Here is a 20,319-nt window from a genome sequence, read left to right on the forward strand (position 1 = left end):
CGGTGACACCGGTCACCGCGCCGCCGACGGACCGTGGGCGTGCTCACGGTCCGTCCTCGATCCGTACGCCGCCCCGGAACGCCACGTGGTTCCTGATCCGGCGTGCCGGCGGGCTGGGGACGCGGGTAGTACCAGGCTGCCCGCGGGTTCGTACGTCGGCGCACCGTGACGTCGTAGTAGCGGGCGACGCCCTTCCAGAAGCACAGCGACCACGCGCGGCCTGGGTGAACGGCAAGTTGGTCAAGGTGCCGCCGCACTCGCCCGCGATCAAGCTGCTGGAGCATGCGGCGATGGTGGTCGACGCCGATACGGTCGCCATCCGCCATGTGCAGGACACGATGCGGCGGGAAGCCTGCCGAGCCGTCGGCCAGGTGGCCGAGACCGCTCTCACGCAGATCGACGGCTTCCGGGAGCCCGGCCCCCTGCGGTCCAGGAGGTGAGGAAGGGGTGCGCCGTGGAACGGGATTCGGCGCGCCGAGTTCGCCGAAGACGTCGGCGAACTCCCCGGGGGCCGCTCACAGGCGCTAACTTGGGTGACGCCACGTCGGAGCACACCTGCATGCCGACGTTCAGTGCCAAGCCGTGGACGAACGTGGCGGCAGCGTGACGCTCTTGGGGGAGATCGTGGACCAGTACAACGTGCCCGTCGGTCCTGCGGCCGTACAGGGGCCTCGCTACCGGTTCCGCAACCCCGCCGGACCTGCCGTCGTCGCACAGGCACTGATAGCCACCTCGGCCCTTGCCGACATCTACGTCATGGCGACCGGCGGCTCCGGCTCTCCGCTGGTCAGGGACCACGACGCCCTGCTCGGCCTGCTCCAGATCTCCTGCTGGATCGCGTTCCTCGTCTGGTTCCACCGCTGCCGGTGCAACGCAGAGGTGCTCGCCCCCGGCACCCACAAGTACTCACCGCTCTTCGCCCTCGGCGCCTGGATCATCCCGCTCGCCATGTGGTGGCTGCCCCGCCGCATCACCCTCGACATCCGCCGTGCCGGCGGCCCGCCCCGCGACGTCTGGCTGATCAACGCCTGGTGGTTCGTCTGGCTCTGTGACGGTCCGGTCTCGGTCGCGGTCCACCTCCTGATACTCCATCAGACCGATTACCACACCGTCGTGGACCACGGCCTCGCCCTTCTCGACTCGATCCTGGCGGTTCTGGTCATTCGCCGCGTCACCGCCGACCAGCCGGCCGGCCCGCTCCCGTACCTGAACATGACCTGACCGGGCGGACTTCCGCACCGTCATCGTGCGTCGCGGAGCCACCCGGTTCCGGTCGTCGAAACAGCCGACCTGGTCGCGAGCCAGGTCGGCCCGCGCGCGAGCCGGCCGGCGACCCGCCACCCCGCGGAAGTGGGGTGGCTCCGGTCCTGCGGAGGCTCCGCCCCGCGTCTCGCTCCGCGTCTCGCACCGCGGCGAGTGCGGCCCGTTGAACTATCTTGGGCGACAGCGAGACGAGAAGGAGGCACCCCGTGTCATCTGGGCAGCAGGCGCGCGCACAGGCAGCGGCGATCACGCCGGGCAGGCGCTCGGCCGAGGCGGAGGCGGCTTCTCCCGCCGAGCGTCTGCGGGCGCTGTTCGGCGGGCGCCGGCTGTCTCCCGCGCAGCGGCGCATCGCCCAGTTCCTGACCGATCACCTCACCGAGGCCGCGTTCCTTTCGATCACCGAGCTCGCGGAGCGCGTGGGCGTCAGTCAGCCGTCGGTGACCCGGTTCGCCTCGTCGCTGGGGTTCAGCGGGTATCCCGCGCTCCGGGAGGCCCTGCAGCCCATCGCGCTCAGCGCGGTCGCCGGCGCGCCGGACGAGGGGGAGGGGGAGGGGCGGCTCCGTAACGAGCTGCAGTCGGCGGTCGACGCCGAGATCGAGAACCTGACGTCCCTGCGGCGCGTCTTCGCCGACCCCGACCGGATTCTCGACGTCGGCCGCGCACTGGCCCGATCCGTACCGCTGACCGTCCTCGGCCTGCGGATCTCGGTCTCCCTCGCGGAGTACTTCGCGTACGCCGCGCGCCGCATCCACCCGGACGTACGGGTGGTGACGCGTGGCGGCAGCGTCGCCTACGACGGGCTGCTCCAGGCGCGCGAGGCGGGCGGTACGTGGGTGCTGGCCTTCGCCATGCCCCGGCACGCCAAGGAGACACTGGCGGTCGTCAGGGCCGCGCGCGCCGCCGGACTGCGCGTCGCGCTCATCACCGACCTGGCGCTCGGGCCGCTCGTCGACGAGGCCGACGTGGTGTTCACCGCCGGCACGGGGGCCCGGCTCGTCTTCGACTCGTACGCGGCGCCCGGGGTGCTGTCCGCCGCCCTCCTCCAGGCCATGGCGGACGCGGATCCGCAGCGGACCCAGACCCGGCTGGAGAAGTACGAGCAGGCGGCGGAGCAGCACGACTTCTTCCTGGACGGCTGACCCGCCACGACCCGGCCCGGGCCACCGAGCGAGGCTTTCTCCTCACTCTCCGTATGAAAATTTTCATTCTCTTGCTTTATGGACGGTAAGTATATTTACTGAAGGGGCCCCCACGGGCCCGAACAGAACATCGCAGGGTCGCCCCCTCCTCCTCAGACGGCCCTCGTGTTTGAACGGCTGCGGCGGCTCCGATCTACCCCTGGGTCGGAGCCGCCTCGTTCATCGCCGTACGGGTCAGGGCTTGACGTTCACCCCCGCCCAGGCGGCGTCCACGGCGTTCACTTCGGCGCTGCCCGCGCCGTAGAGGTCGGCAGCCGCCTTCAGGGTTCCCTCGCGGGCACCGTGGTAGTCGGTGGTGGAGGTGAAGTACGTGGTCAGCGACCGGTACCAGATCTGAACGGCCTTGTCCCGGCCGATGCCGGTGACCGTGGAGCCGTCCACGGTCGGGCTGTCGTAGTGCACGCCGTTGATGTCCTTCGCGCCGCTGCCCTCGGACAGCAGGTAGAAGAAGTGGTTGGCGACGCCGGACGAGTAGTGCACGTTGAGGCTGCCGACGCCGGCGCTCCAGTAGTCGGCCGATCCGCGGCCGTCCTTGCTCGGCCGGTCCTGGTAGCGCAGCGGCCTGCCGTTGCCGAAGATGTCGATCTTCTCGCCGAGCAGGTAGTCGCCCGGGTCCTGGGCGTTGTTCGCGTTCCACTCCACCGCGGTGCCGAGGATGTCCGAGGTGGCCTCGTTCAGGCCGCCGGACTCGCCGGAGTACTGCAGGCCGGCGGTGGCGGAGGTGACGCCGTGGCTGAACTCGTGGCCGGCCACGTCGAGCTGGGTCAGCGGGTGCTGGTCGTTCGCGCCGTCGCCGTACGTGATGGTGAAGGAGCGGTCGTCCCAGAAGGCGTTCTGGTAGGCGTTGCCGTAGTGGACGCGGGAGACCGGGGCCCGGCCGTCGTTCTTGATGCCGTTGCGGTGCAGGACGTCCTTGTAGAAGTCCCAGGTCTTGGCCGCTCCGTAGGCGGCGTCCACGGCGGCGGTCTGGTTGTCGGCGGGGGTGCCGTTGCCCCATGCGTTGTCCGCGTCGGTGAACAGGACGCCCTTGCCGCCCGTACGGTGCTGGAGGTCGATGGTGCTCGACCCGCCGCGCTCGTCGTCGACGAGCTCGTAACCCTTCGACGACGTGGCGGTGTTGAGGCTGACGGTGCCGCTGTACTGGCCGGCGCCGGTGCCGACCGCGCTGACCGGGGAGCCGCCGCCCGGCTTGGCGGCCGCGGTGGCGCCCTTGGCGGCGATGCCCTTGACGGTGATGCCGCCGGCTATGTCGTCGATCAGCTGCTGCTCGTACAGCTTCCTGCCGGTGTTCGCGTCGGTGACGACACGCAGCAGGCTCGGGGTGACGCCGTCGCCCTGGGTGCCGCTGACGACGGTCTCGTAGGCGAGGGCGGGCTTGCCGTCGGCGGCCCAGATGACCTTGCGCGGGGCTTCGTCGCCGGCGGCAGCCGTGGTCCTCGCGGCCTTGGCGGCCTTCACCGCGGCGGACTCGGCGGCGGTCGGAGTCAGCTTCGGGGTGAGTGAGGCGACCTTGATCGTGGCCTGGACGGCCTTGGTGACGCCCTTGACGGCGCCGTCGGCGGCACGGTGGACGACGAGGTCGCCGCCGAGGACCGGAAGGCCGGCATAGGTGCGCTCGTAACGGATGTGGACCGTGCCGTCGGCGTCCTTGATGACGTCCTTGACGACCAGCTTCTCCTTGGCGCCGAGGCCGAGCGACTGCGCGGTGGCCGCGACGGAGGTGCCGTCGTGCGGCTCCGCACCGGAACCCGCCGACGCGATGGCGGCACCGGCACCGGCGGCGAGCAGGGCGCCGGTGAGGACGGCGGCGCCGGACGTGAGGGCGAGGCGGCGCGCCCTGGAGTCGGTGGGGGAGAACGAGGACATGTGGTTTCTCCAGAGAGTGGCGGGGAGTCGGGCGGGATCGCCGGCCAACTCGTACGGGGAGGACTGCCTTGATGGGCAGGGACACTCCCAGTCCGCCGCGCACATGTCATGTGGCATGAAGGGGGGTTCGGAGGCTTGTGCCGGATTTGCCGCCGGCTTGTTCACGGGAAGGACAAGGACGCGACACGCGCCGACACGGACGACACAGGAATCCGCAATACGCGTGAAAGAAGTCCTGCCGAGCATGCGGGGAACGGCTGCTCCCCGCCATCCGCTCCCGGCGTGGGGCGGCTCGTCCGGCGAACCGGATGCCCCGGATGAGCCGGACGAGCCGAACGAGCCGAGGCCGCGCCTAGAAGGCCGAGTGCGCGAACCAGTGGGCGAGCAGCTCCGGGTCGCCGAGCCGCTCGAAGGTGCCGCTCCGGTGGTCGAGGCGGCCATAGGCGAGCAGGAGCAGGTCCGCCGCGGTTGCCTGGATCGTGGCGTCCGCCGTGCGGGGGGCGGTGTCGGTGGCCGCCAGGCCGAAGCCGTCGGGGCGCAGGACGACCAGCCAGTCGTCGTCGCTGTCCGTGCAGCTGAACCGGATGGTCTGGTCGTTGCCGCGGAGCTCGGCGGTGAGGGGCGCGAAGCGGGATGCGAACGGGAGGTTGGTGAGGAACTCGTCGATGCCGTCGACTGCCAGGGCGCGGTCGACGTGAGGGGAGAGGCCGAGTGCGAGTTCGGCGTCCGCCCGGTGGACGAGGGTCTCGAAGAGCATGCGGCGGACCCAGAACCGGGCGTGCTGGTCGAGCCCCCAGGCCCACATGGGGGCGTCCAGGTCGGTGGCGGCGAAGACGTCGGCGGCTCGCGTGGCGCCCTCGGCGAGCCAGTCCGGGTAGGCGTCGGCGTGTTCCGGCAGCCGGAGATCCACGTCACGGCTGGTCGGCGGCTGCTGGATGCGCCCGCGGAGCAGCTCGGTGAACCAACGGTGCACCGAGCCCGTGTGCCGCGTGAGGTCGGCCAGGGTCCAGCCCGGGCAGGTGGGCACCGGGGTGGAGGGGTCGGCGGTCTTGACCGTGGCGACGAACCTGGCGGTCTCGGCGGCGACGGCGGCGACGTGCTCTGCGGAGTTCATGCGGATCTTCCTTCTGGTGATGCTGCCCCGGGTGCTCCAGGGCAGCCTCTCGACCTCGCTGAACGGGGTCATTCAGCGTCCATGACGTGCCCAGAAGGATGCTTAAGCAGGTGGATGGTTCATGTTCTGAAATAATACCGGGAAGGAAAGTAAGCGCCGATGGTTGAGGATGTCAACCGGTCCGCCTACTTGGCGTGGCCGTGCCGCACGTCCAGGCACAGCGCCCAGACGTCGGAGTAGCTGCCCGGCGAGGGGGAGCCGCCGCTGTGGGTGGCTGCCGTCCAGTACGACGGGTTGGCGTCGCCGTCGCCGACCGGGGTGCCGGCGGCGTCGCTCGGGAAGCTGCCGTTGAGGTGGGGGCCGCCCGAGGTCGCCTTGCTGAAGTCGGTCGTGGTCACGTTGCCACCGCTGATCGCGGCGCCGCCGCTGACCAGCTGTCCCTCCCCGCGGGAGCAGCCGGTCGTCGCCTGCTGTCCCGTGGACGCCGTGTTCGGGCCGCTGACCTCGGTGAAGTGCACCGTCGTGGCGACGTGCTCGAGGTCGATGTCGTCCGTGCTGCAGATCGCGTACGCGTAGGTCATGTTGTCCTCGCCGCGTCCGCCGCCGATCCCGCCGACCGCCGTCCAGGAATCGGGGTTCCGCTCGCCGTCACCCGCCGCGATCGAGCCGAAGTGGTGCTCGGCGTCGTTGAAGGTGGGGAAGCCGGCGATCGGCTTGAGGCTGCCGACGCTGGCCGGGGTGGTGCGGGCGCCGCCACCGATGAGGACGGTGCCGGGCGGACAGGTCGCCGTCACGAGCTTGGACGACAGCCCGGTGGTGGGTCCGGACGCCTTGTTCATGACCACCTGGGTGTGCCGGATCAGATTGCTCTTCAGGCAGATCGCGTACGGCGTGGTGGAGAAGGCGTCGCTGCTGCGGCTCCCGCTTCCGCCGAACGCCATCCAGTGCGTGGCGTCGGTGCCGACGATCCCGGGGGCGTCGGTGTACTCGGTGGCGCCGTCGGCGCTGGGCACCATGCCCATCACGTGGTTGCCGTTGGACATCTCGTCGCTGCCGATGGCCTGGTCGGCGCCGCCGCCGGAGACGAGGCCGTCGGGGCAGTCGGCGTGCGAGGAGACCCCGGTGAAGGGTGTCGCGGGGCCCATGGTGGCCCCCGGGGTGACGACGGTGACATCGGCCGTCTTGCCGTACGCGGCTCCCGGCACCGCCACGGTCAGCAGGCCGGCCAGGACCAGCGCCTTGGCCGTGGCGGAGCTCCGCCGGAGGTTCGTGCTCATCGGATTCTCTTTCTCGCGATCAGGCTCTTGTGGTGGCATGGGCGCACGCGTTCAGCGCTCTTGCGGTGACGTGGACACACGCGTTCAGGCTCTTGCGCTGACGTGGACGGCCGGGCTGCCCGGCCGTCCGAACGGGCGCCTCAGACGCCGTCGTTGGCGCAGAGCGCCCAGGCGTCGGTGTAGGTGCCGGGCGAGGACTGGCCTCCGGTGTGGGCGGAGGCCGTCCAGTACGCCGCCGTGGTGGTCCCGTCGCTGACGGCCGCGCCGCCGGAGGTGCTGGGGAAGCTGCCGTTGAGGTGGTCGCCGCCCGAGCCCGGCCCGGTGAAACCGGTGGTGGTCACGCTGCCCCCGCTGATCGCGGCGCCGCCGCTGACCAGGTTTCCGTCGCCCTGGCCGCAGCCCACGGTCGCCGTCTGGCCGGTGCTCGCGGTGGTCGGGCCGCTCACCTCGGTGTGGCGGACCTTCACCGTGGCGCCGCCGACGCCGATGCCGCTTCCGCTGCAGATCGCGTACGCGTAGGTGTAGTTGGTGCTGCCGGTGCCGGAGTCCCAGCCGACCGCCGTCCAGGAGTCGGGGTTGGTCTCTCCGTCCGCCGCGGCCTTCGCGCCGAAGGAGTGCGCGGAGTCGTTGAAGGTGGGGAAGCTCGCGATCGTCTTCAAGCTGCCCGTGTTGCCCGGGGTGGTACGGGCGCCGCCGCCGATCAGACGGGTGTTGGCCGGGCACGTCGCCGTGACCAGGCCCACGGTCGCCCCGGCGGTGGGGGCGTTGGCCTTGTTCATGACGACCTGGGTGTGGTTGATCAGGTTGCTGGTGAAGCACATCGCGTAGGGAGTGGTGGAGAAGGAGGCGTTGACCTGGCCGCCGCTTCCGCCGATGCCGAGCCAGTGCGTCACGTCGGTGCCGACGACGCCGGTGGAGCCGGTGTACTCGGTGGTGCCGTCGGAGCTGGGCGCGGTGCCGTTGACGTGGTTGCCGTTCACGCTGGAACCGGTGCCGATGGCCTGGTTGATCCCGCCGCCGGAGACGAGGCCGCTGGAACAGTCCGCGTGGCTCGAAATCTCGGAGTTGGCGGAGGCGGGACCGCTGCTGGCCCCGGGGGACTTCACGGTGACGGCCACGGTGTTGGCGTACGCCGTCCCCGGCGTCGCCAGGGCCAGGGCGAGCGCCGCGCCCAGGATCAGCAGCCTGCTCGGAGCAGGGCGCCGCAACTGTTCTCTTGTCATCGGATTCCGTCTTTCTGATGGTCGGCACGGCGACCCGACGACCCGGGGGCCGAAGGTCCCGTCCGAGTGCGGTGCCGTGGAGGAGGAAGGTCTGTCGCCCGGGCTTGCCGAGGCGGGCCTCAGGGTTCCGGGGTGTTCCCCGTAGACCGGCGATACCGGTGATGCCTGCGATACCTGCCGTGCCGGCGGGCTCGTTGGCCGACGGGCCGGTCGGCGCAGGTCGTGGGAGGGGGGGCGACAGGAGCCCGTGCGAATCCGCGATGAGGGTCACTCATGCGTACGCAAATGCGGACTGTAGCAGCATGATGGATTCACATCTACTGGCTGTCTCGCGATTTCCCCTGGCATAAGTGAAGCTGGCGCGGTCGGTGCGAGGGCATGACGGCCATTCGGCTGGTGGATGCGACGCATGCCGCCGAAGCGCATCTCTCTTCCGGTAGCGTCGGCAAAGGTGCAGGTCACACAAGTGACGGCTGCTCAGTTCCGGCTCTGCGAGGCGCGTTTCCATGACCCTGTCCATTCGTAACCAGCTCCCCGGCACCGTCACCGCCGTCACCACGGGCGAGGCCATGGCGTCCGTCAAGGTGCGCCTGGCCGGCGGTCAGGACATCACCGCCGCCATCACCGCCGACGCCGTCAGGGACCTGGGTCTGGCCGAGGGCTCCGCGGTCAAGGCCCTCGTGAAAGCCACCGAGGTCGCCCTCGCGACCGCAGCCGTCGAGGGCATCTCCATCCGCAACCAGCTCGCCGGCTCGGTCACCGAGGTGTCGACCGGCGGCGCCATGGGCTCGGTGAGGGTCGCCGTCGAGGGCGGGGAGCTGACCGCCGCCATCACGAAGGACGCCGTCGAGGACCTCGGCCTGAAGGCCGGTGCCTCCGTCGTCGCCCTGATCAAGTCGACCGAGATCTCGCTCTCCGCCGCCTGAGGTCTGATATCCGCCCGACTTCCGCCACCTCATCACGCCGCGTTCCCGCCTCCCCGGGGCGCGGCTCCCGCGCGTGCACGGGGCTCACGGGCGGTCGTGGCGAGCGGTGAACCGGTCGGCGCGCTGGGGAAATCAGCACGGCGGTGCCCGGAAAGATCGGCCGCCGGTAGTGAGGTCCGTGCCCTCCGCAACCGCCCCGGATCTGGTCGGACCCGCGCTCTGCCGGATCGCCGGCGGCCACCGGGCGGCGTTCCTGCGCGGTGCGGCCGTCGGTGACGTCCTGGCCGCGATCGGCTCCGCCTGGACCGACGGCGACCCGGCACCCCTGCTCCTTCCCGGAGCGTGAGCCCGGGCCGTCGTCGCACCGCGAACGCCGGCCCCCCGCGCGGGCGCTGGAGCCGCGGCCCGTCCCCGGCCCGCCCGCGTCGAAGCGGGACGAGCCGGGCGGCATCGAGGCGCGGGCGATCGGCCCGTCGTTCCGTCGGTCAGAGGGACACGATCGTCGCCTCGGTCGCCTTCACGCTGGTCCAGACGGACACCCCGTCGGCCAGGCCGAGTTCCGCGGCCGCCTGCGGCGTGATCTCGGCGACGAGGTCGGGCGCCTTCTCGGAGGTGATCAGGACCCGAAGGCGGCTGCCGCTGCTGGTGATCTCGCGTACGGTGCCGGGCCAGACGTTCCGGGGGCTGCCGGCGGGCTTCTCGCGGTGGACGGACACCGCCTCGGGCGCGACGATCGCGAGCGCCGGGGTGCCGGCCGCGGGCGGGTCGGCCGCGACCAGGACGCCACCGGCGTCGAGGGCGAGGCCCTCCGTGGTGGCCGTGCCGGGCCAGGCGTTGCGGCCGAGCATCCGGGCCACCCAGGGCGAGCGGGGATGGCGGGCGACCTCGGCGGGAGCGGCGTCCTGCAGGGCCCGGCCGTCGTCGAGCACGAGCACGCGGTCGGCGAGCGAGACGGCCTCGACCGGATCGTGGGTGACGATCAGGCAGACGCCCCCGAAGCCGGCCAGGTGGGCGCGCAGGGTGTGCCGGACGTGGGCGCGGGTGGTCTGGTCGAGCGCGGCGAGTGGTTCGTCGAGGACCAGCAGCCGGGGGCGGGCGGCCAGCGCCCGGGCGAGGGCCACCCGTTGCGCCTGCCCGCCGGACAGCTGCCCGGGCCTGCGGTGCGCGAGGTGGCCGACCCCGAGGCGGTCGAGCCAGGTCCGGGCCTCCCGCCGGGCCTCGGCCCGCGCGACGCCCTGGGCCCGCAGGCCGTACGCGGTGTTGGCGAGGGCCGTCAGGTGCGGGAAGAGGGCGCCGTCCTGGGGCACCCAGGCGACCCGCCGCCGGTGCGGGGGCAGGGCCGTGACGTCGGTGGTGCCGAGGCGGAGGGCGGCGTGGGCCCGGGGGGTGAGTCCGAGGAGGGCCCGGAGCAGGGTGGTCTTGCCGGCGCCGTTCGGTCCCACGACGGCGATGGTGGTGCCCGGTTCGGCGTCCAGGGTGAGCCGGGTGAAACCGGTGACCTCGGCGTGCAGCGCCCAGCGCTCGCCGGCCGGGGCCGGCGGGGCGGCCTCGACGCGCGGCGCGGCGATCGGCTCCGGGCCGGACTCGCGCGGAGCGGAACGCCGTACGTCGCGGGCCGGGGCGCCCGTCCACCGTCCGCGCAGCGCGACCAGGACGGCCATGGCGATGGCGAGGAGCAGCAGCGAGACGGAGGTCGCCGCCTCCGGCTCGTCCTGCAGCAGCAGGTAGACCTGGAGCGGCAGGGTCTGCGTCGTCCCCGGCAGGTTGCCGGCGAAGGTGATCGTGGCGCCGAACTCGCCGAGTGCCCTGGCCCAGGTCAGCGCCGCGCCCGCGACGACGCCCGGCGCCACCATAGGCAGGGTCACGGTGAAGAAGACGCGGACCGGTGAGGCACCGAGGGAGGCCGCCGTCTCCTCGTAGCGCGGCCGCAGTCCGCCGAGCGCGCCCTCCAGACTGATGACCAGGAAGGGCATGGCGACGAAGGTCGCCGCCAGCACGGCGCCGGAGGTGTGGAACGGCAGCGTGATGCCGAAGGTGCCCTCCAGCCACGGCCCGAGGAGTCCGCGTCGGCCGAAGGCGAGGAGCAGGGCGACACCGCCGACCGTCGGCGGCAGCACCATCGGCAGCAGGACGAGCGAGCGGACGAACGCCTTGCCCGGAAAGGGCACCCGGGCAAGCAGCCAGGCCAGCGGGACGCCGAGCAGCAGCGAGAGGCCGAGTGCCCAGAAGGAGACGAGGAGCGACAGCTTCAGCGCCTGGACGGTGCCCGGTGAGCTCAGGTGGCCGGCGAGTTCGCTCCACTCCGTCCGTACGAGGATGCCGATCAGCGGCAGGGTCAGGAAGGCCACGGCCACCAGCGCGGGCAGCGTCAGCGTGAGGGGCGGACGGGCGCCGGAGGTGCGTACGCCTGCTCGTTTCATCGAGGATCCCGAAGACAGGAGGACTTGGAGAGGTGGAGAGACGGGGACGAGGGGCTGTCCGTCCCCCCGGGCGGACAGCCCCTCGCGGTCGGGTGGTCCCGGTCGGTTACGGCTTCTGGAAGCCGGCGTCCTGCAGGATCTTCTGGCCCTCCGGCGAGGACAGCCAGGCGACGAACGCGGCGGCGGCCTCGCCGTTCTTGGAGTCCTTCAGCGCGGCGGCCGGGTACGTGGCGACGGCGTTCTGGTCGTCGGGGATCTCCACCGCGTCGACCTTCTCCTTCGCACTGTCGGCGTCCGTCTTGTAGACGAGGCCGGCGTCGGCCTCGCCCAGCTCGACCTTGCTGAGCACGGCGCGCACGTTCGGCTCCTGGGAGACCGGCTTCACCGCGATCTTCTGCTTGTCGAGGATCTGCTTGCTGTACTTGCCGGCCGGCACCTCGGGGGCGGCCAGGACGACCTTGAGCCTGGTGTCCGCCAGGTCCTTCAGCGCGCCGACCTTGTGCGGGTTGCCCTCACCGGTGGCGATGACGAGCCGGTTCCTCGCGATGATCACCGGCGCGCTGGTGTCGGCCTTGACCTTGTCCATGCTCTTGGTGTCGGCGGTGACCAGGACGTCGGCGGGCGAGCCCTGCGAGACCTGGGCGACGAGCTCCTGGGAGCCGGCGAAGGAGAAGGTGAGCTTCGTGCCCGGGTGGGACTTCTCGTAGGCGGCGCCGGCGGTCTTGAAGACGTCGGTGAGGGAGGCCGCGGCGAGCACGGTCAGGTTCACCTGGGACGCGGTGCTCGCGGAGGCGGACGCCTTCGACCCGCCGGTGTCCTTCTTGGCGTCGTCGCTGGAACAGGCCGAGAGCGGGACGAGCAGGGCCGCGGTGAGGGCGGCAGCGGCGGCACGACGTCTCGTGGGCGTGAGCATGCGGGACATGGCGGTCTGAACTCCTTGGGGACGAACGGAAAGTGCGGAGAGCGAGGCCGGTCGCGCCGACGGCCGAGGTGTTCCTCGTGCTGCGTGAGGGGTGGTCAGGTGCGGTCGATGTGCACGCTGGTCGACTTCACGCGGGCGGTGGCCTGCATGCCGACTTCCAGTCCCAGTTCCTCCACGGCCTCACGGGTGAGGAGGGAGACCAGCCGGTGCGGACCGGCCTGGATCGTGACCTGGGCCGCGATGTCGCCGAGCTTGATCCCGGTGACGATCCCCGGGAACGCGTTGCGCGCCGACGTGTACGACGCGTCGTCGTCGCCCTCGCCCTGCGCGATCTCCACGGAGAACGCGGCGAGCGACTTGCCGTCGATGACGCGCCTGCCGCTCTCGTCGCGGTGGGTCGCGACCCGGCCCGCGTCCGCCCAGCGACGGGCGGTGTCGGGGCTCACGCCCAGCAGACGCGCGGCCTGCCCGATGGTGTAGGACTGCATATGCGACACCGTAGGTGCCTTTCCCGCTCATCTGCAACAAGGTCGTGGGACTCTCCATCGCGAATGAGAGGTTGCTTGTAGGAAGGGATGAGTGGAGCACCCGGCAGTCTCAGTACGTGGACGAAAGCGAGGCCCCGGGCAGCCGGCAGGAGCCGATCCAGATGCCGGTGACGGCGCTGACGTAGCGCGCCCCGCAGCGGTCGGACGGGACGACGAGCTGGGCGCCGGCCGGGTCGAGTTCCTCGTCGTCCATGCGGGTCGCGAGGAGGACGGGGGTGTTGCCGAAGTCGGCGTCGATCTCCGCCCACGACAGGACGGCGTGGTGCCCGTCGCCGCCGTTCACGGCCAGCAGGAATCCGGAGCGCTCCTTGCGCCTGGCGGGATCGAAGCCGGGACGGGTCCGGTCGACGACCTCGCGCAGCAGCGCCCCGACGAAGGTGTGGCGCTGCGGCCCGTCCTTCGCGCGGTCGTAGACGACCTCGGCCCGGTGCTGCTCCCAGCCGTGGCGCAGATCGTCGACGGTGAGCGTGGCGGGGCGGGCCACGTCTCCCCAGAGCGCGAAGGAGCCCCGTGAGTCGTCAGGGCACGTCGATGTGCACGCTCGTCGACTTCACCCGGGCGGTCACCGTGACGCCGACGTCGAGCCCGAGCTCCTCGACGGCCTCGCGCGTCACCAACGACACCAGGCGGTGCGGCCCGGACTGGACCTCCACCTGGGCCGCCACGTCGTCGACCCGGACGCCCGTCACGATCCCCACGAACGAGTTGCGCACGGAGGTCGACACGTCGTCCTCCGGGACGGCGTGCAGTCCCGCACCCCGTTCCTGCGCGAAGCGGGCCAGGGCCGTTCCCTCGATGACACGCTTGCCGGAGCTGTCCCGCTCCATGCCGAGCCTGCCGCCGTCCGCCCACCGGCGAACGGTCTCCGAACTCACTCCGAGCAGCTGCGCGGCTTGCCCAATGCTGTACGACGGCACACCCGCACTCTAGGCCACCCGGTTGAACTATCTTGGGCGGCGGGCGGGACGGCGCCTGTCCGCGATCGTGTGAGGAGTGACGGAGATGTCCACGTCCGGGGCCGGCTCCCGACCGCCGACGATCGCCGAGGTCGCCACCGCCGCAGGGGTGTCGCGCACCACGGTGTCGCACGCCCTCAACGGGATCGGGAAGGTCGACCCGCGGACCCGGGAACGTGTCAAGAAGGTCGCCGCCGAGCTGGGATACCGGCCCAACCTGCGGGCCCAGCGGCTGCGGCGCGGTCAGGCCAAGGCCATCGCGCTCGCCTCGTCCATGCCGGTCGCGGTGGCCGCCGGGCCTTCGCGGCTCGGGTTCTACATGGAGATCGCCGCCGCCGCCGCCGAGAGCGCGCTGCTGCACGGTTACGCGCTGGTGCTCGTACCGCCCGTGCAGTCCGGTTCGGGCCTGCACTCCGTCGACATCGACGGCGCCATCGTCGTCGAGCCCGACGTGAACGACGCCGCCGTGGCCGATCTGAAGGAGCGCGGGCTGCCGTACGTGGCGCTCGGCAGGCCCGTGTCGACGGAGGAGACGGCGCCGTACGTCGATCTGCGCGGCGGCCTCGTCGCCGAGCTGCTCCTCGCCCATCTGCACGGACAGGGCGCCCGGCGGCCGGCGCTGATCATCGGATCGGGGGAGCGGCACGCGGCGGTCGACGCCCGCGCGGCGTACGAGCGCATCTGCGCGGAGCACGGCTGGACCCCGGTCGTGGCGACCGCTACCGAAGCGGGCGGCGAGGAGGCCGGCTACGCGGCGTGCGCGCAGCTGCTCGCCCGCCACCCCGGCACCGACGCCGTGTGCGCGCTGGTGGACGCCTTCGCCGTCGGGGCGGTCAGGGCGATCAAGGACAGCGGCCGCGCCGTGCCCGGCGACGTCATGGTCGTCACCCGGTACGACGGCCTGCGCGCCCGTACCTGCGAGCCGCCGCTCACGGCCGTCGACCTCCATCTGGACCGGGCGGCGTCCGACGCGGTGGAACTGCTCCTCGGCCGGCTGCGCGGCGACGTGACCACCGGCGCGGTGGTCACGTCGCCCGAGCCCCGGGTGATCCCGAGGGCGTCGTCGCTGCGGGTCACGGCCCGAGCATGAGGACGAGCCCGGAGACCGTCGCGAACCCGAGCACGAACAGGCGCATCCGGGCCGCGTTCAGCCGGTGACGCACCAGGCGGCTGGCCCAGGCGCCGACGGCGATCGCCGGCAGCAGGGCCAGCGCCCAGCCGAGGTCCGCCGGCTGCCCCTTGCCGGTGGCGAACAGCAGGGCCAGCGAGGCGAGTTCACCGACGAGAAAGCAGACGGCGACGGTGGAGCGCAGCTCGGCCGGCGGCCGGTGCTGGTAGACCAGGGCGAGCGGCGGGCCGCCGACGCCGGTGGCCGTCTCCGTGAGCCCGGTGATCGCGCCCGCGCCGAGATAGGCGGCCCGGCCGGGGCTGAAGGCCGGCGCGGCGAGACTCACCACCGCCGCCAGGACGGTGGCGATGCCCACGAACAGGCCCAGGCTGCGGTCCGGGATCAGCCAGAGCAGCGCCAGCCCGCCGGGGGTGGCGGCGAGCCGCGCGGCGGTGATCCAGCCGGCGCCGCGCAGATCGATCGAGGCGCGCTCCCGCCAGGCGACGTACATGTTCAGCGGGATCATCGCCGCCAGCACGAACACCGGGAGCAGTCCGGGGGTCAGGAGTCCGGCCACCGGAGCGACGATCAGCGCGAAGCCGAGGCCGCTGCTGCCCTGGACGAACGAGGCGACCGTCACGGTGAGTGCGAGGACGGCCAGGGTCGTGACGCTCACGGGGCGGTGCTCCTCATCCGTGCCGCCGTGGACGTGGGGTGCGCGCGGGTGATGGCCGCCCGGGCCACGGAGGCGCGGGCCAGTTCGGCCGCCCGCCGGACGAGGGCGGGGCCGTCCCAGGTCGTGGGCAGGCCCTGCCACAGGCGCATCCTGCCGCCGACGAACACGGCGGTGATCTGGTCCCGGTTGCCGCGCCGCACCAGCTCCCAGGGCACGTCCCGGGAGAGCGCCAGTTCCGGGGTGGTGACGTCGACCAGGAGGAAGTCGGCCGCCAGGCCCTCGGCGACGACGCCGGTCCGGGCGCCGAGACCGACGGCGTCGGCGCCGCCGCGGGTGGCGTGCTCCAGCCAGGTCCAGCCGGCGCCGCACGACGAGTCGCCGGTGGCGAGGCCGTACGCGATCCGCTGGGCGAACTCGGCCGCCTCGGCGAGGCGGAAGCCGTCGCCTCGCGTCCCGTCGGTGCCGAGGCCGAAGCGGATGCCGCGCTCGGCCATGGCGAGCGCCGGGGCGACGGCGTTGCCCTTCCAGGCGCTGGCCACCGGGTTGTAGCTGACGGCGGTTCCGGTGTCGGCCAGCAGGGCCAGCTCGCGGGGGGTGAGGAGAGTGGCGTGGGCGGCGAGCAGCTGTGGGCCCAACGCGCCGGTGCGGTGGAGGTGTTCGAGGGGGCGCAGGCCGTGCCGCAGCAGGGAGCGCTCGACCCCGGCCAGATGCTCGTTGGCGTGGATCTGGACGGTGGCTCCCGCCTCCGCGGCGAGCCGGGAGACGTGCCGCAGGGTCGCGTCGCTCGCCGCCTCGGGGATGGAGACGGCGAGGGAGGGGTGGACGAGCGGGTCGCCGTCGTACCGCGCGAGGTGCTTCGCCGCGAGGGCGAGGACGGCGGGGTCGGCTTCGGCGCCGGGGTTGTCCAGAGCGTCCGCGGCGTCGTTGCAGACGAGCCCGAGGACGCAGCGGATTCCCGCGTCACGCGCCGCGGAGGCGACCACGTCCACGTCCACGTCGGCGCGGGTGCCCGCGTCGGCGACGGTGGTGAAGCCGCCGCGCAGCGCTTCGAGGGCGGCCAACTTCGCGGCGGTGTAGGCGGATTCCTCGTCCAGCGAGGTCTCCAGCGGTACCCATACCCGTCGGAAGATCTCCGACGGCTCACCGAAGGCGAGCGCCGAGCCGAAGCTCTGCGTGAGGTGGTGATGGGCGTCGACGAAGCCGGGCATCAGGAGGTGGCCGGGCAGGCGCACGGCCTCCAGGTGCGGGTGGGCGAGGCGGACGTCGTCCGCGGGGCCCACGGCGTGGAACGTGCCGTCGGCGACGACGACGGCGAACCCGTCGGCGGGCCCTTCGGGCAGCAGGACGGCGTCCGGTTCCAGGAGGAGTGGGCCTGGGTGGTCGAGGAGTCGGCGGGTGCGCTGGTTCATCAGTGGCTTTCCGTACGGCTGGTGGCCAGGCGGGCGGCGATGCCCGGCCTGAGATGGTGGAAGAGGACGTTGAGGACGGCGGCGGTGACCGCGCCGACCGCGACGCCGCTTTCGAGGAGGATGCGGACGTTCGGCGGGAAGCCCGCGTACACACCCGGCACGAGGATGGGCAGGAGGCCGAGCGCGAGGGCGACGGCGCAGATGAACGTGTTGGTGTGCTTGTCGAGGTCGGAGCGCCCGAGCAGCTGCACCCCGAGCACGGTGACGACCGCGAAGACGACCATGGCGGTGCCTCCGACGACCGCCGACGGGACGAGGCTGATGGCGCGCGTCACGGGGGCGAGGAAGCCGATGGCGATGAGGACCGCGCCGGCCGCCGCGGTGACGTAACGGCTGCGGACGCCGGTCACCCGGACGATGCCGATGTTCTCGCCGCTCGTCACCATCAGCGGCAGTCCGAGGAACCCGCCGAAGAGGGAGGTGAGCGCGTCGCCGCGGACGGTCGCCGGGACGGCGGTGCGCCGGTCGATGTCCTTGCCGACGGCCTCGGCGTTGATGACGGTCTGGCCCGTGGCCTCCGCCATCGAGGCGAGGCTGTAGAGCATCAGCGGCAGCGCGGCCACGAGGCTGAACTGCGGCGAGCCGAACGGCATCAGCTGCGGCAGACCGACCAGGCCGCCGTCGGCGGCGCGGCCGAGGTCCACGTGTCCGAGGAGCGCGGCCAGCGCCGTGCCGGCGAGGAGTCCGAGCATGACGGCGAGCTGCCGCAGGACGCCGGTGAACAGCAGGTAGAAGACGACGGTGAAGCCGATCGTCGCCATGCCGAGCGCGAGGTTCGAGGGGTCGGCGAAGCCGGGACTGCCGGGGCGCCCGGTGACGAGGACCGCGCCCACCTTCACCAGGTTCACGCCGACGATGACGATCATCGTGCCGATGACGAGGGCGGGGAAGAAGGCGAGGAGCCGGGAGAAGAGCGGCAGTACGACGAAGGTGAAGGCGGCGGTGAGGATCACCGCGCCGGACGCGGTGCGCAGGCCGTGCTGTTCGGCGATGGACAGGAAGAGGATCAGCGGCGCACCCCCGGGAAGCATCACGAACGGCAGCCGGGAGCCGAACTTCCACGGGCCGAGCGACTGGATCAGGGATCCGACTCCGGAGAGCACGAAGGCCGCGGAGAGCAGCTTGACGGTGAGGTCGCTGCCGAGGCCGAGGGAGGCGCTCATCAGGAAGACGGCCGAGATCGGCGTGGCCGCCATGACGAGGACGTGCTGGATCCCGAAGAGGAGGATCCGGCCCAGCGGACGCGCCTCGTCGACGGGATGGACGGGACGGACGGGAGTGACCGGGTCCACCGGTGCGGGGCCGGCGGGTTCCGGCGCCGGCGCCGGTGGCTGATCGGTACCGGGAGGGGACTGGCGGGGACTGGACACGTTCGAGCTCCGATCGGCGTTCGACACGTACTGGTTCAGCCGCGATCCGGCCCTGGACGGGGAGCCAAAGCGAGGTGGCCAAATCGATTTGGCCGTCAGTATGTGAGGCGGTCCGCCGGGCGTCAAGGCCATGGGCGCGGAAAGTGCCGGGCCTGCCCCGAAGTGACGCGGCATCAGAAGGGGCAACGGAATCCGCACCGTGCGCGGCCGTCGGCCATTGATTCGTAAGTTACCAAGGGGTTTTGCTTCAAGAAGTGCGAGCTCACGGCTTGCGCGAGGCCGTGCCTGTCCGCCAGGATCTGTCTCCGGCCCGGGCCGTTCGCCCCGGCCCCCTCACGCCTCCATGTCCGGACGCCTGGCAGCGCAGCGGTAACCCCGTGCCCGCCGGCCCCCTGAACCGCCAGATCCGCGCGGCCACCCGGACGTCTCCCCCGAGGCCCCCCACGCACCTCTCATTCACCTACCCTCAAGGCAAGGCAGAGATGGCACCACTGTCCGCGCGTCGGCGACCCCTCACCACCGTCCACCCGGTGGACGAGGTCCTCCCGCTCCCCACCCTCGCGCTCTACGGATTCCAGCACGTCCTGGCGTTCTACGCCGGCGCGGTGCTCGTACCGGTGATCCTGGGCAGCAGCCTCGGCCTCTCACGGCAGGAACTCGTCTACCTCATCAACGCCGACCTGGTCACGGCCGGCATCGCCACCGTCATCCAGGCATGGGGCTTCTGGCGGATCGGCGCCCGGCTGCCGCTCGTCCAGGGCGCGACCTTCACGGCCGTCTCACCGATGATCGCCATCGGCCAGGGCGCGGGCGGCGGCACCGCCGGTCTCCTCGTGGTGTACGGGGCCGTGATCACCGGCGGCGTCGCCGCCTTCCTGGTCGCCCCCTTCGCCGGACGCCTGACCGCGTACTTCCCGCCGATCGTCACCGGCACCCTCCTCACCGTCATCGGCATCGTCCTCATCCCGGTGGCGCTCCAGGACGTCGGCGGCGGCGCGGCGCTCATGGGCGGACCCCAGTACGGGACCCCCGACCGGCTCGCGTACGCGGGCGGCACCCTCCTGTTCATCCTGATCGTGATGCGGTTCGGCGGCCCGTTCCTGCGCAGCATCGCGATCCTGCTCGGGCTGGTGGGCGGAACCGCCGTCGCGTGGCTGCTCGGCGACGCCGAGTTCGACACGGTCGACCAGGCCGGCTGGCTCGGCGTCAGCACGCCCTTCCACTACGGCCTGCCGCACTTCCAGGTCATGCCCATGCTCGCGATGGTGATCGTCATGCTCATCACCATGGTGGAGACCACGGGAGACGTGTACGCCATGGGTGAGATCACCGGACGCGGCGTCGACGGTGACACGGTCAGCCGCGCGCTGCGGGCCGACGGCATCGCCACCGTCCTCGGCGGAGTGTTCAACTCCTTCCCGTACGTGGCGTTCGCGGAGAACATCGGCCTGGTCCGCATCTCCCGCGTCACCAGCCGCTTCGTCGTGGTCGCGGCCGGCTTCTTCATGGTCGTCCTCGGCCTGGTGCCGAAGATCGGCGCCGTGGTGGCCTCCGTGCCCCACCCGGTGCTCGGCGCGGCCGCCGTCGCGATGTTCGGCATGGTCGCCGGCGTCGGCATCCAGATCCTCGCCAAGGTCGACCTGCGGGAGGAGCGCAACGCCATCATCCTGGCCGTCAGCCTCGGTGCCGCGATGCTCCCGACCGCCGTCGCGCCCTTCTTCGAGCGCATGCCCACCGAGGTGCGGGCCGTCCTCGGCAGCGGGATCACCCTCGGCACGCTCGCGGCCGTCCTGCTCAACCTGTTCTTCCACGTGCTGGAGAGCCGCCGCAGGCGCGAGGTCATCGACTGGGACGGCCTGGCCGCGTACGAGGAAGGAGCGGGCCCGCAGACCAGACCCGCGGTGTTGGAGGTGACGCCGTGTGTCATCTCGTGCGCGGCCACGTCGATGGACGTGAGCGGGTGGGTGTTGCTGCTGCCGTCG

At 72.1% G+C, this 20,319-nt stretch carries 18 protein-coding genes and 3 pseudogenes; 7 read left to right on the forward strand and 14 right to left on the reverse strand.

Features of this window, described 5'->3' with window-relative positions:
- Positions 1-164: 164 nt before the first annotated feature.
- Positions 165-257 (reverse strand): annotated as a pseudogene (locus ACWEV0_RS21100) (hypothetical protein); the annotation flags it as partial.
- On the opposite strand from ACWEV0_RS21100, the gene ACWEV0_RS21105 reads away from it, so the two are divergent.
- The 3 genes from ACWEV0_RS21105 to ACWEV0_RS21115 all read left to right on the forward strand — a co-directional run bounded on the left by ACWEV0_RS21105 (position 225) and on the right by ACWEV0_RS21115 (position 2,402).
- Positions 225-440, forward strand: a complete 216-nt coding sequence (locus ACWEV0_RS21105) for a hypothetical protein (protein ID WP_453150887.1) — start codon at positions 225-227, stop codon at positions 438-440. The pseudogene ACWEV0_RS21100 and the gene ACWEV0_RS21105 sit on opposite strands and share 33 nt — an antisense overlap.
- Positions 441-603: 163 nt before the next feature.
- On the forward strand, positions 604-1,221 hold the full coding sequence (locus ACWEV0_RS21110) for a DUF4328 domain-containing protein (RefSeq protein WP_453150888.1): 618 nt from the start codon (positions 604-606) through the stop codon (positions 1,219-1,221).
- 248 nt (positions 1,222-1,469) lie between these two features.
- Positions 1,470-2,402 carry a MurR/RpiR family transcriptional regulator gene (locus tag ACWEV0_RS21115; protein WP_453150889.1) on the forward strand — a complete coding sequence of 311 codons (933 nt, stop codon included), beginning with the start codon at positions 1,470-1,472 and terminating at the stop codon, positions 2,400-2,402.
- A 234-nt stretch (positions 2,403-2,636) separates the two neighbouring features.
- Here the strand turns inward: ACWEV0_RS21115 and ACWEV0_RS21120 are convergent, their stop codons facing one another.
- From ACWEV0_RS21120 to ACWEV0_RS21135, 4 genes are all read right to left on the reverse strand, one after another.
- Complete coding sequence (locus ACWEV0_RS21120) at positions 2,637-4,328, reverse strand: M4 family metallopeptidase (protein ID WP_453150890.1); 1,692 nt, start codon at positions 4,326-4,328, stop codon at positions 2,637-2,639.
- A 352-nt stretch (positions 4,329-4,680) separates the two neighbouring features.
- Positions 4,681-5,442: a maleylpyruvate isomerase family mycothiol-dependent enzyme gene (locus tag ACWEV0_RS21125; protein ID WP_453150891.1), complete on the reverse strand. Its 762-nt coding sequence runs from the start codon at positions 5,440-5,442 to the stop codon at positions 4,681-4,683.
- Between the two features lie 185 nt (positions 5,443-5,627).
- The gene (locus ACWEV0_RS21130; RefSeq protein ID WP_453150892.1) at positions 5,628-6,719 is read right to left on the reverse strand and encodes a hypothetical protein; all 1,092 of its coding nucleotides are present in this window, start codon (positions 6,717-6,719) and stop codon (positions 5,628-5,630) included.
- Between the two features lie 140 nt (positions 6,720-6,859).
- Positions 6,860-7,942, reverse strand: coding sequence for a hypothetical protein (locus tag ACWEV0_RS21135; protein ID WP_453150893.1), 1,083 nt, complete (start codon positions 7,940-7,942; stop codon positions 6,860-6,862).
- Between the two features lie 506 nt (positions 7,943-8,448).
- Between ACWEV0_RS21135 and ACWEV0_RS21140 the strand changes: the two genes are divergently transcribed.
- Positions 8,449-8,868, forward strand: coding sequence for a TOBE domain-containing protein (locus tag ACWEV0_RS21140; RefSeq protein WP_453150894.1), 420 nt, complete (start codon positions 8,449-8,451; stop codon positions 8,866-8,868).
- A 178-nt stretch (positions 8,869-9,046) separates the two neighbouring features.
- A complete protein-coding gene (locus tag ACWEV0_RS21145; protein WP_453150895.1) occupies positions 9,047-9,214 on the forward strand; it encodes a hypothetical protein in 168 nt (55 codons plus the stop codon).
- 139 nt (positions 9,215-9,353) lie between these two features.
- Here the strand turns inward: ACWEV0_RS21145 and ACWEV0_RS21150 are convergent, their stop codons facing one another.
- The 5 genes from ACWEV0_RS21150 to ACWEV0_RS21170 all read right to left on the reverse strand — a co-directional run bounded on the left by ACWEV0_RS21150 (position 9,354) and on the right by ACWEV0_RS21170 (position 13,675).
- Positions 9,354-11,288 carry an ABC transporter permease gene (locus ACWEV0_RS21150; RefSeq protein WP_453150896.1) on the reverse strand — a complete coding sequence of 645 codons (1,935 nt, stop codon included), beginning with the start codon at positions 11,286-11,288 and terminating at the stop codon, positions 9,354-9,356.
- Between the two features lie 106 nt (positions 11,289-11,394).
- Positions 11,395-12,210: a molybdate ABC transporter substrate-binding protein gene (gene modA / locus ACWEV0_RS21155; RefSeq protein WP_453150897.1), complete on the reverse strand. Its 816-nt coding sequence runs from the start codon at positions 12,208-12,210 to the stop codon at positions 11,395-11,397.
- 95 nt (positions 12,211-12,305) lie between these two features.
- Positions 12,306-12,698, reverse strand: a complete 393-nt coding sequence (locus ACWEV0_RS21160; protein WP_403789146.1) for a TOBE domain-containing protein — start codon at positions 12,696-12,698, stop codon at positions 12,306-12,308.
- A 109-nt stretch (positions 12,699-12,807) separates the two neighbouring features.
- Positions 12,808-13,242, reverse strand: a complete 435-nt coding sequence (locus tag ACWEV0_RS21165; RefSeq protein ID WP_453150898.1) for a molybdopterin-dependent oxidoreductase — start codon at positions 13,240-13,242, stop codon at positions 12,808-12,810.
- Between the two features lie 34 nt (positions 13,243-13,276).
- Positions 13,277-13,675, reverse strand: coding sequence for a TOBE domain-containing protein (locus tag ACWEV0_RS21170; RefSeq protein ID WP_453150899.1), 399 nt, complete (start codon positions 13,673-13,675; stop codon positions 13,277-13,279).
- Positions 13,676-13,760: 85 nt separating this feature from the next.
- Between ACWEV0_RS21170 and ACWEV0_RS21175 the strand changes: the two genes are divergently transcribed.
- The gene (locus ACWEV0_RS21175) at positions 13,761-14,804 is read left to right on the forward strand and encodes a LacI family DNA-binding transcriptional regulator (protein ID WP_453150900.1); all 1,044 of its coding nucleotides are present in this window, start codon (positions 13,761-13,763) and stop codon (positions 14,802-14,804) included.
- On the opposite strand, the gene ACWEV0_RS21180 is transcribed toward ACWEV0_RS21175, so the two are convergent.
- The 3 genes from ACWEV0_RS21180 to ACWEV0_RS21190 are packed head-to-tail and all read right to left on the reverse strand — an operon-like array spanning position 14,788 to position 18,337.
- Positions 14,788-15,498 (reverse strand): sulfite exporter TauE/SafE family protein, encoded by a 711-nt coding sequence (locus ACWEV0_RS21180; protein ID WP_453150901.1) that lies wholly within the window; start codon positions 15,496-15,498, stop codon positions 14,788-14,790. The genes ACWEV0_RS21175 and ACWEV0_RS21180 overlap by 17 nt on opposite strands.
- Entirely contained in the window at positions 15,495-16,907 is a 1,413-nt protein-coding gene (locus tag ACWEV0_RS21185) for an amidohydrolase family protein (protein ID WP_453150902.1), read from the reverse strand. Before ACWEV0_RS21185 ends, ACWEV0_RS21180 begins: the two co-directional genes overlap by 4 nt.
- Positions 16,907-18,337, reverse strand: coding sequence for a uracil-xanthine permease family protein (locus tag ACWEV0_RS21190; RefSeq protein ID WP_453150903.1), 1,431 nt, complete (start codon positions 18,335-18,337; stop codon positions 16,907-16,909). Before ACWEV0_RS21190 ends, ACWEV0_RS21185 begins: the two co-directional genes overlap by 1 nt.
- 482 nt (positions 18,338-18,819) lie before the next feature.
- On the opposite strand from ACWEV0_RS21190, the pseudogene ACWEV0_RS21195 reads away from it, so the two are divergent.
- Positions 18,820-20,223: pseudogene (locus ACWEV0_RS21195) on the forward strand (nucleobase:cation symporter-2 family protein); the annotation flags it as partial.
- A 5-nt stretch (positions 20,224-20,228) separates the two neighbouring features.
- On the opposite strand, the pseudogene ACWEV0_RS21200 reads toward ACWEV0_RS21195, so the two are convergent.
- Positions 20,229-20,319, reverse strand: a pseudogene (locus tag ACWEV0_RS21200) (hypothetical protein); the annotation flags it as partial.

The organism is Streptomyces sp. NPDC003943, assembly GCF_053605265.1.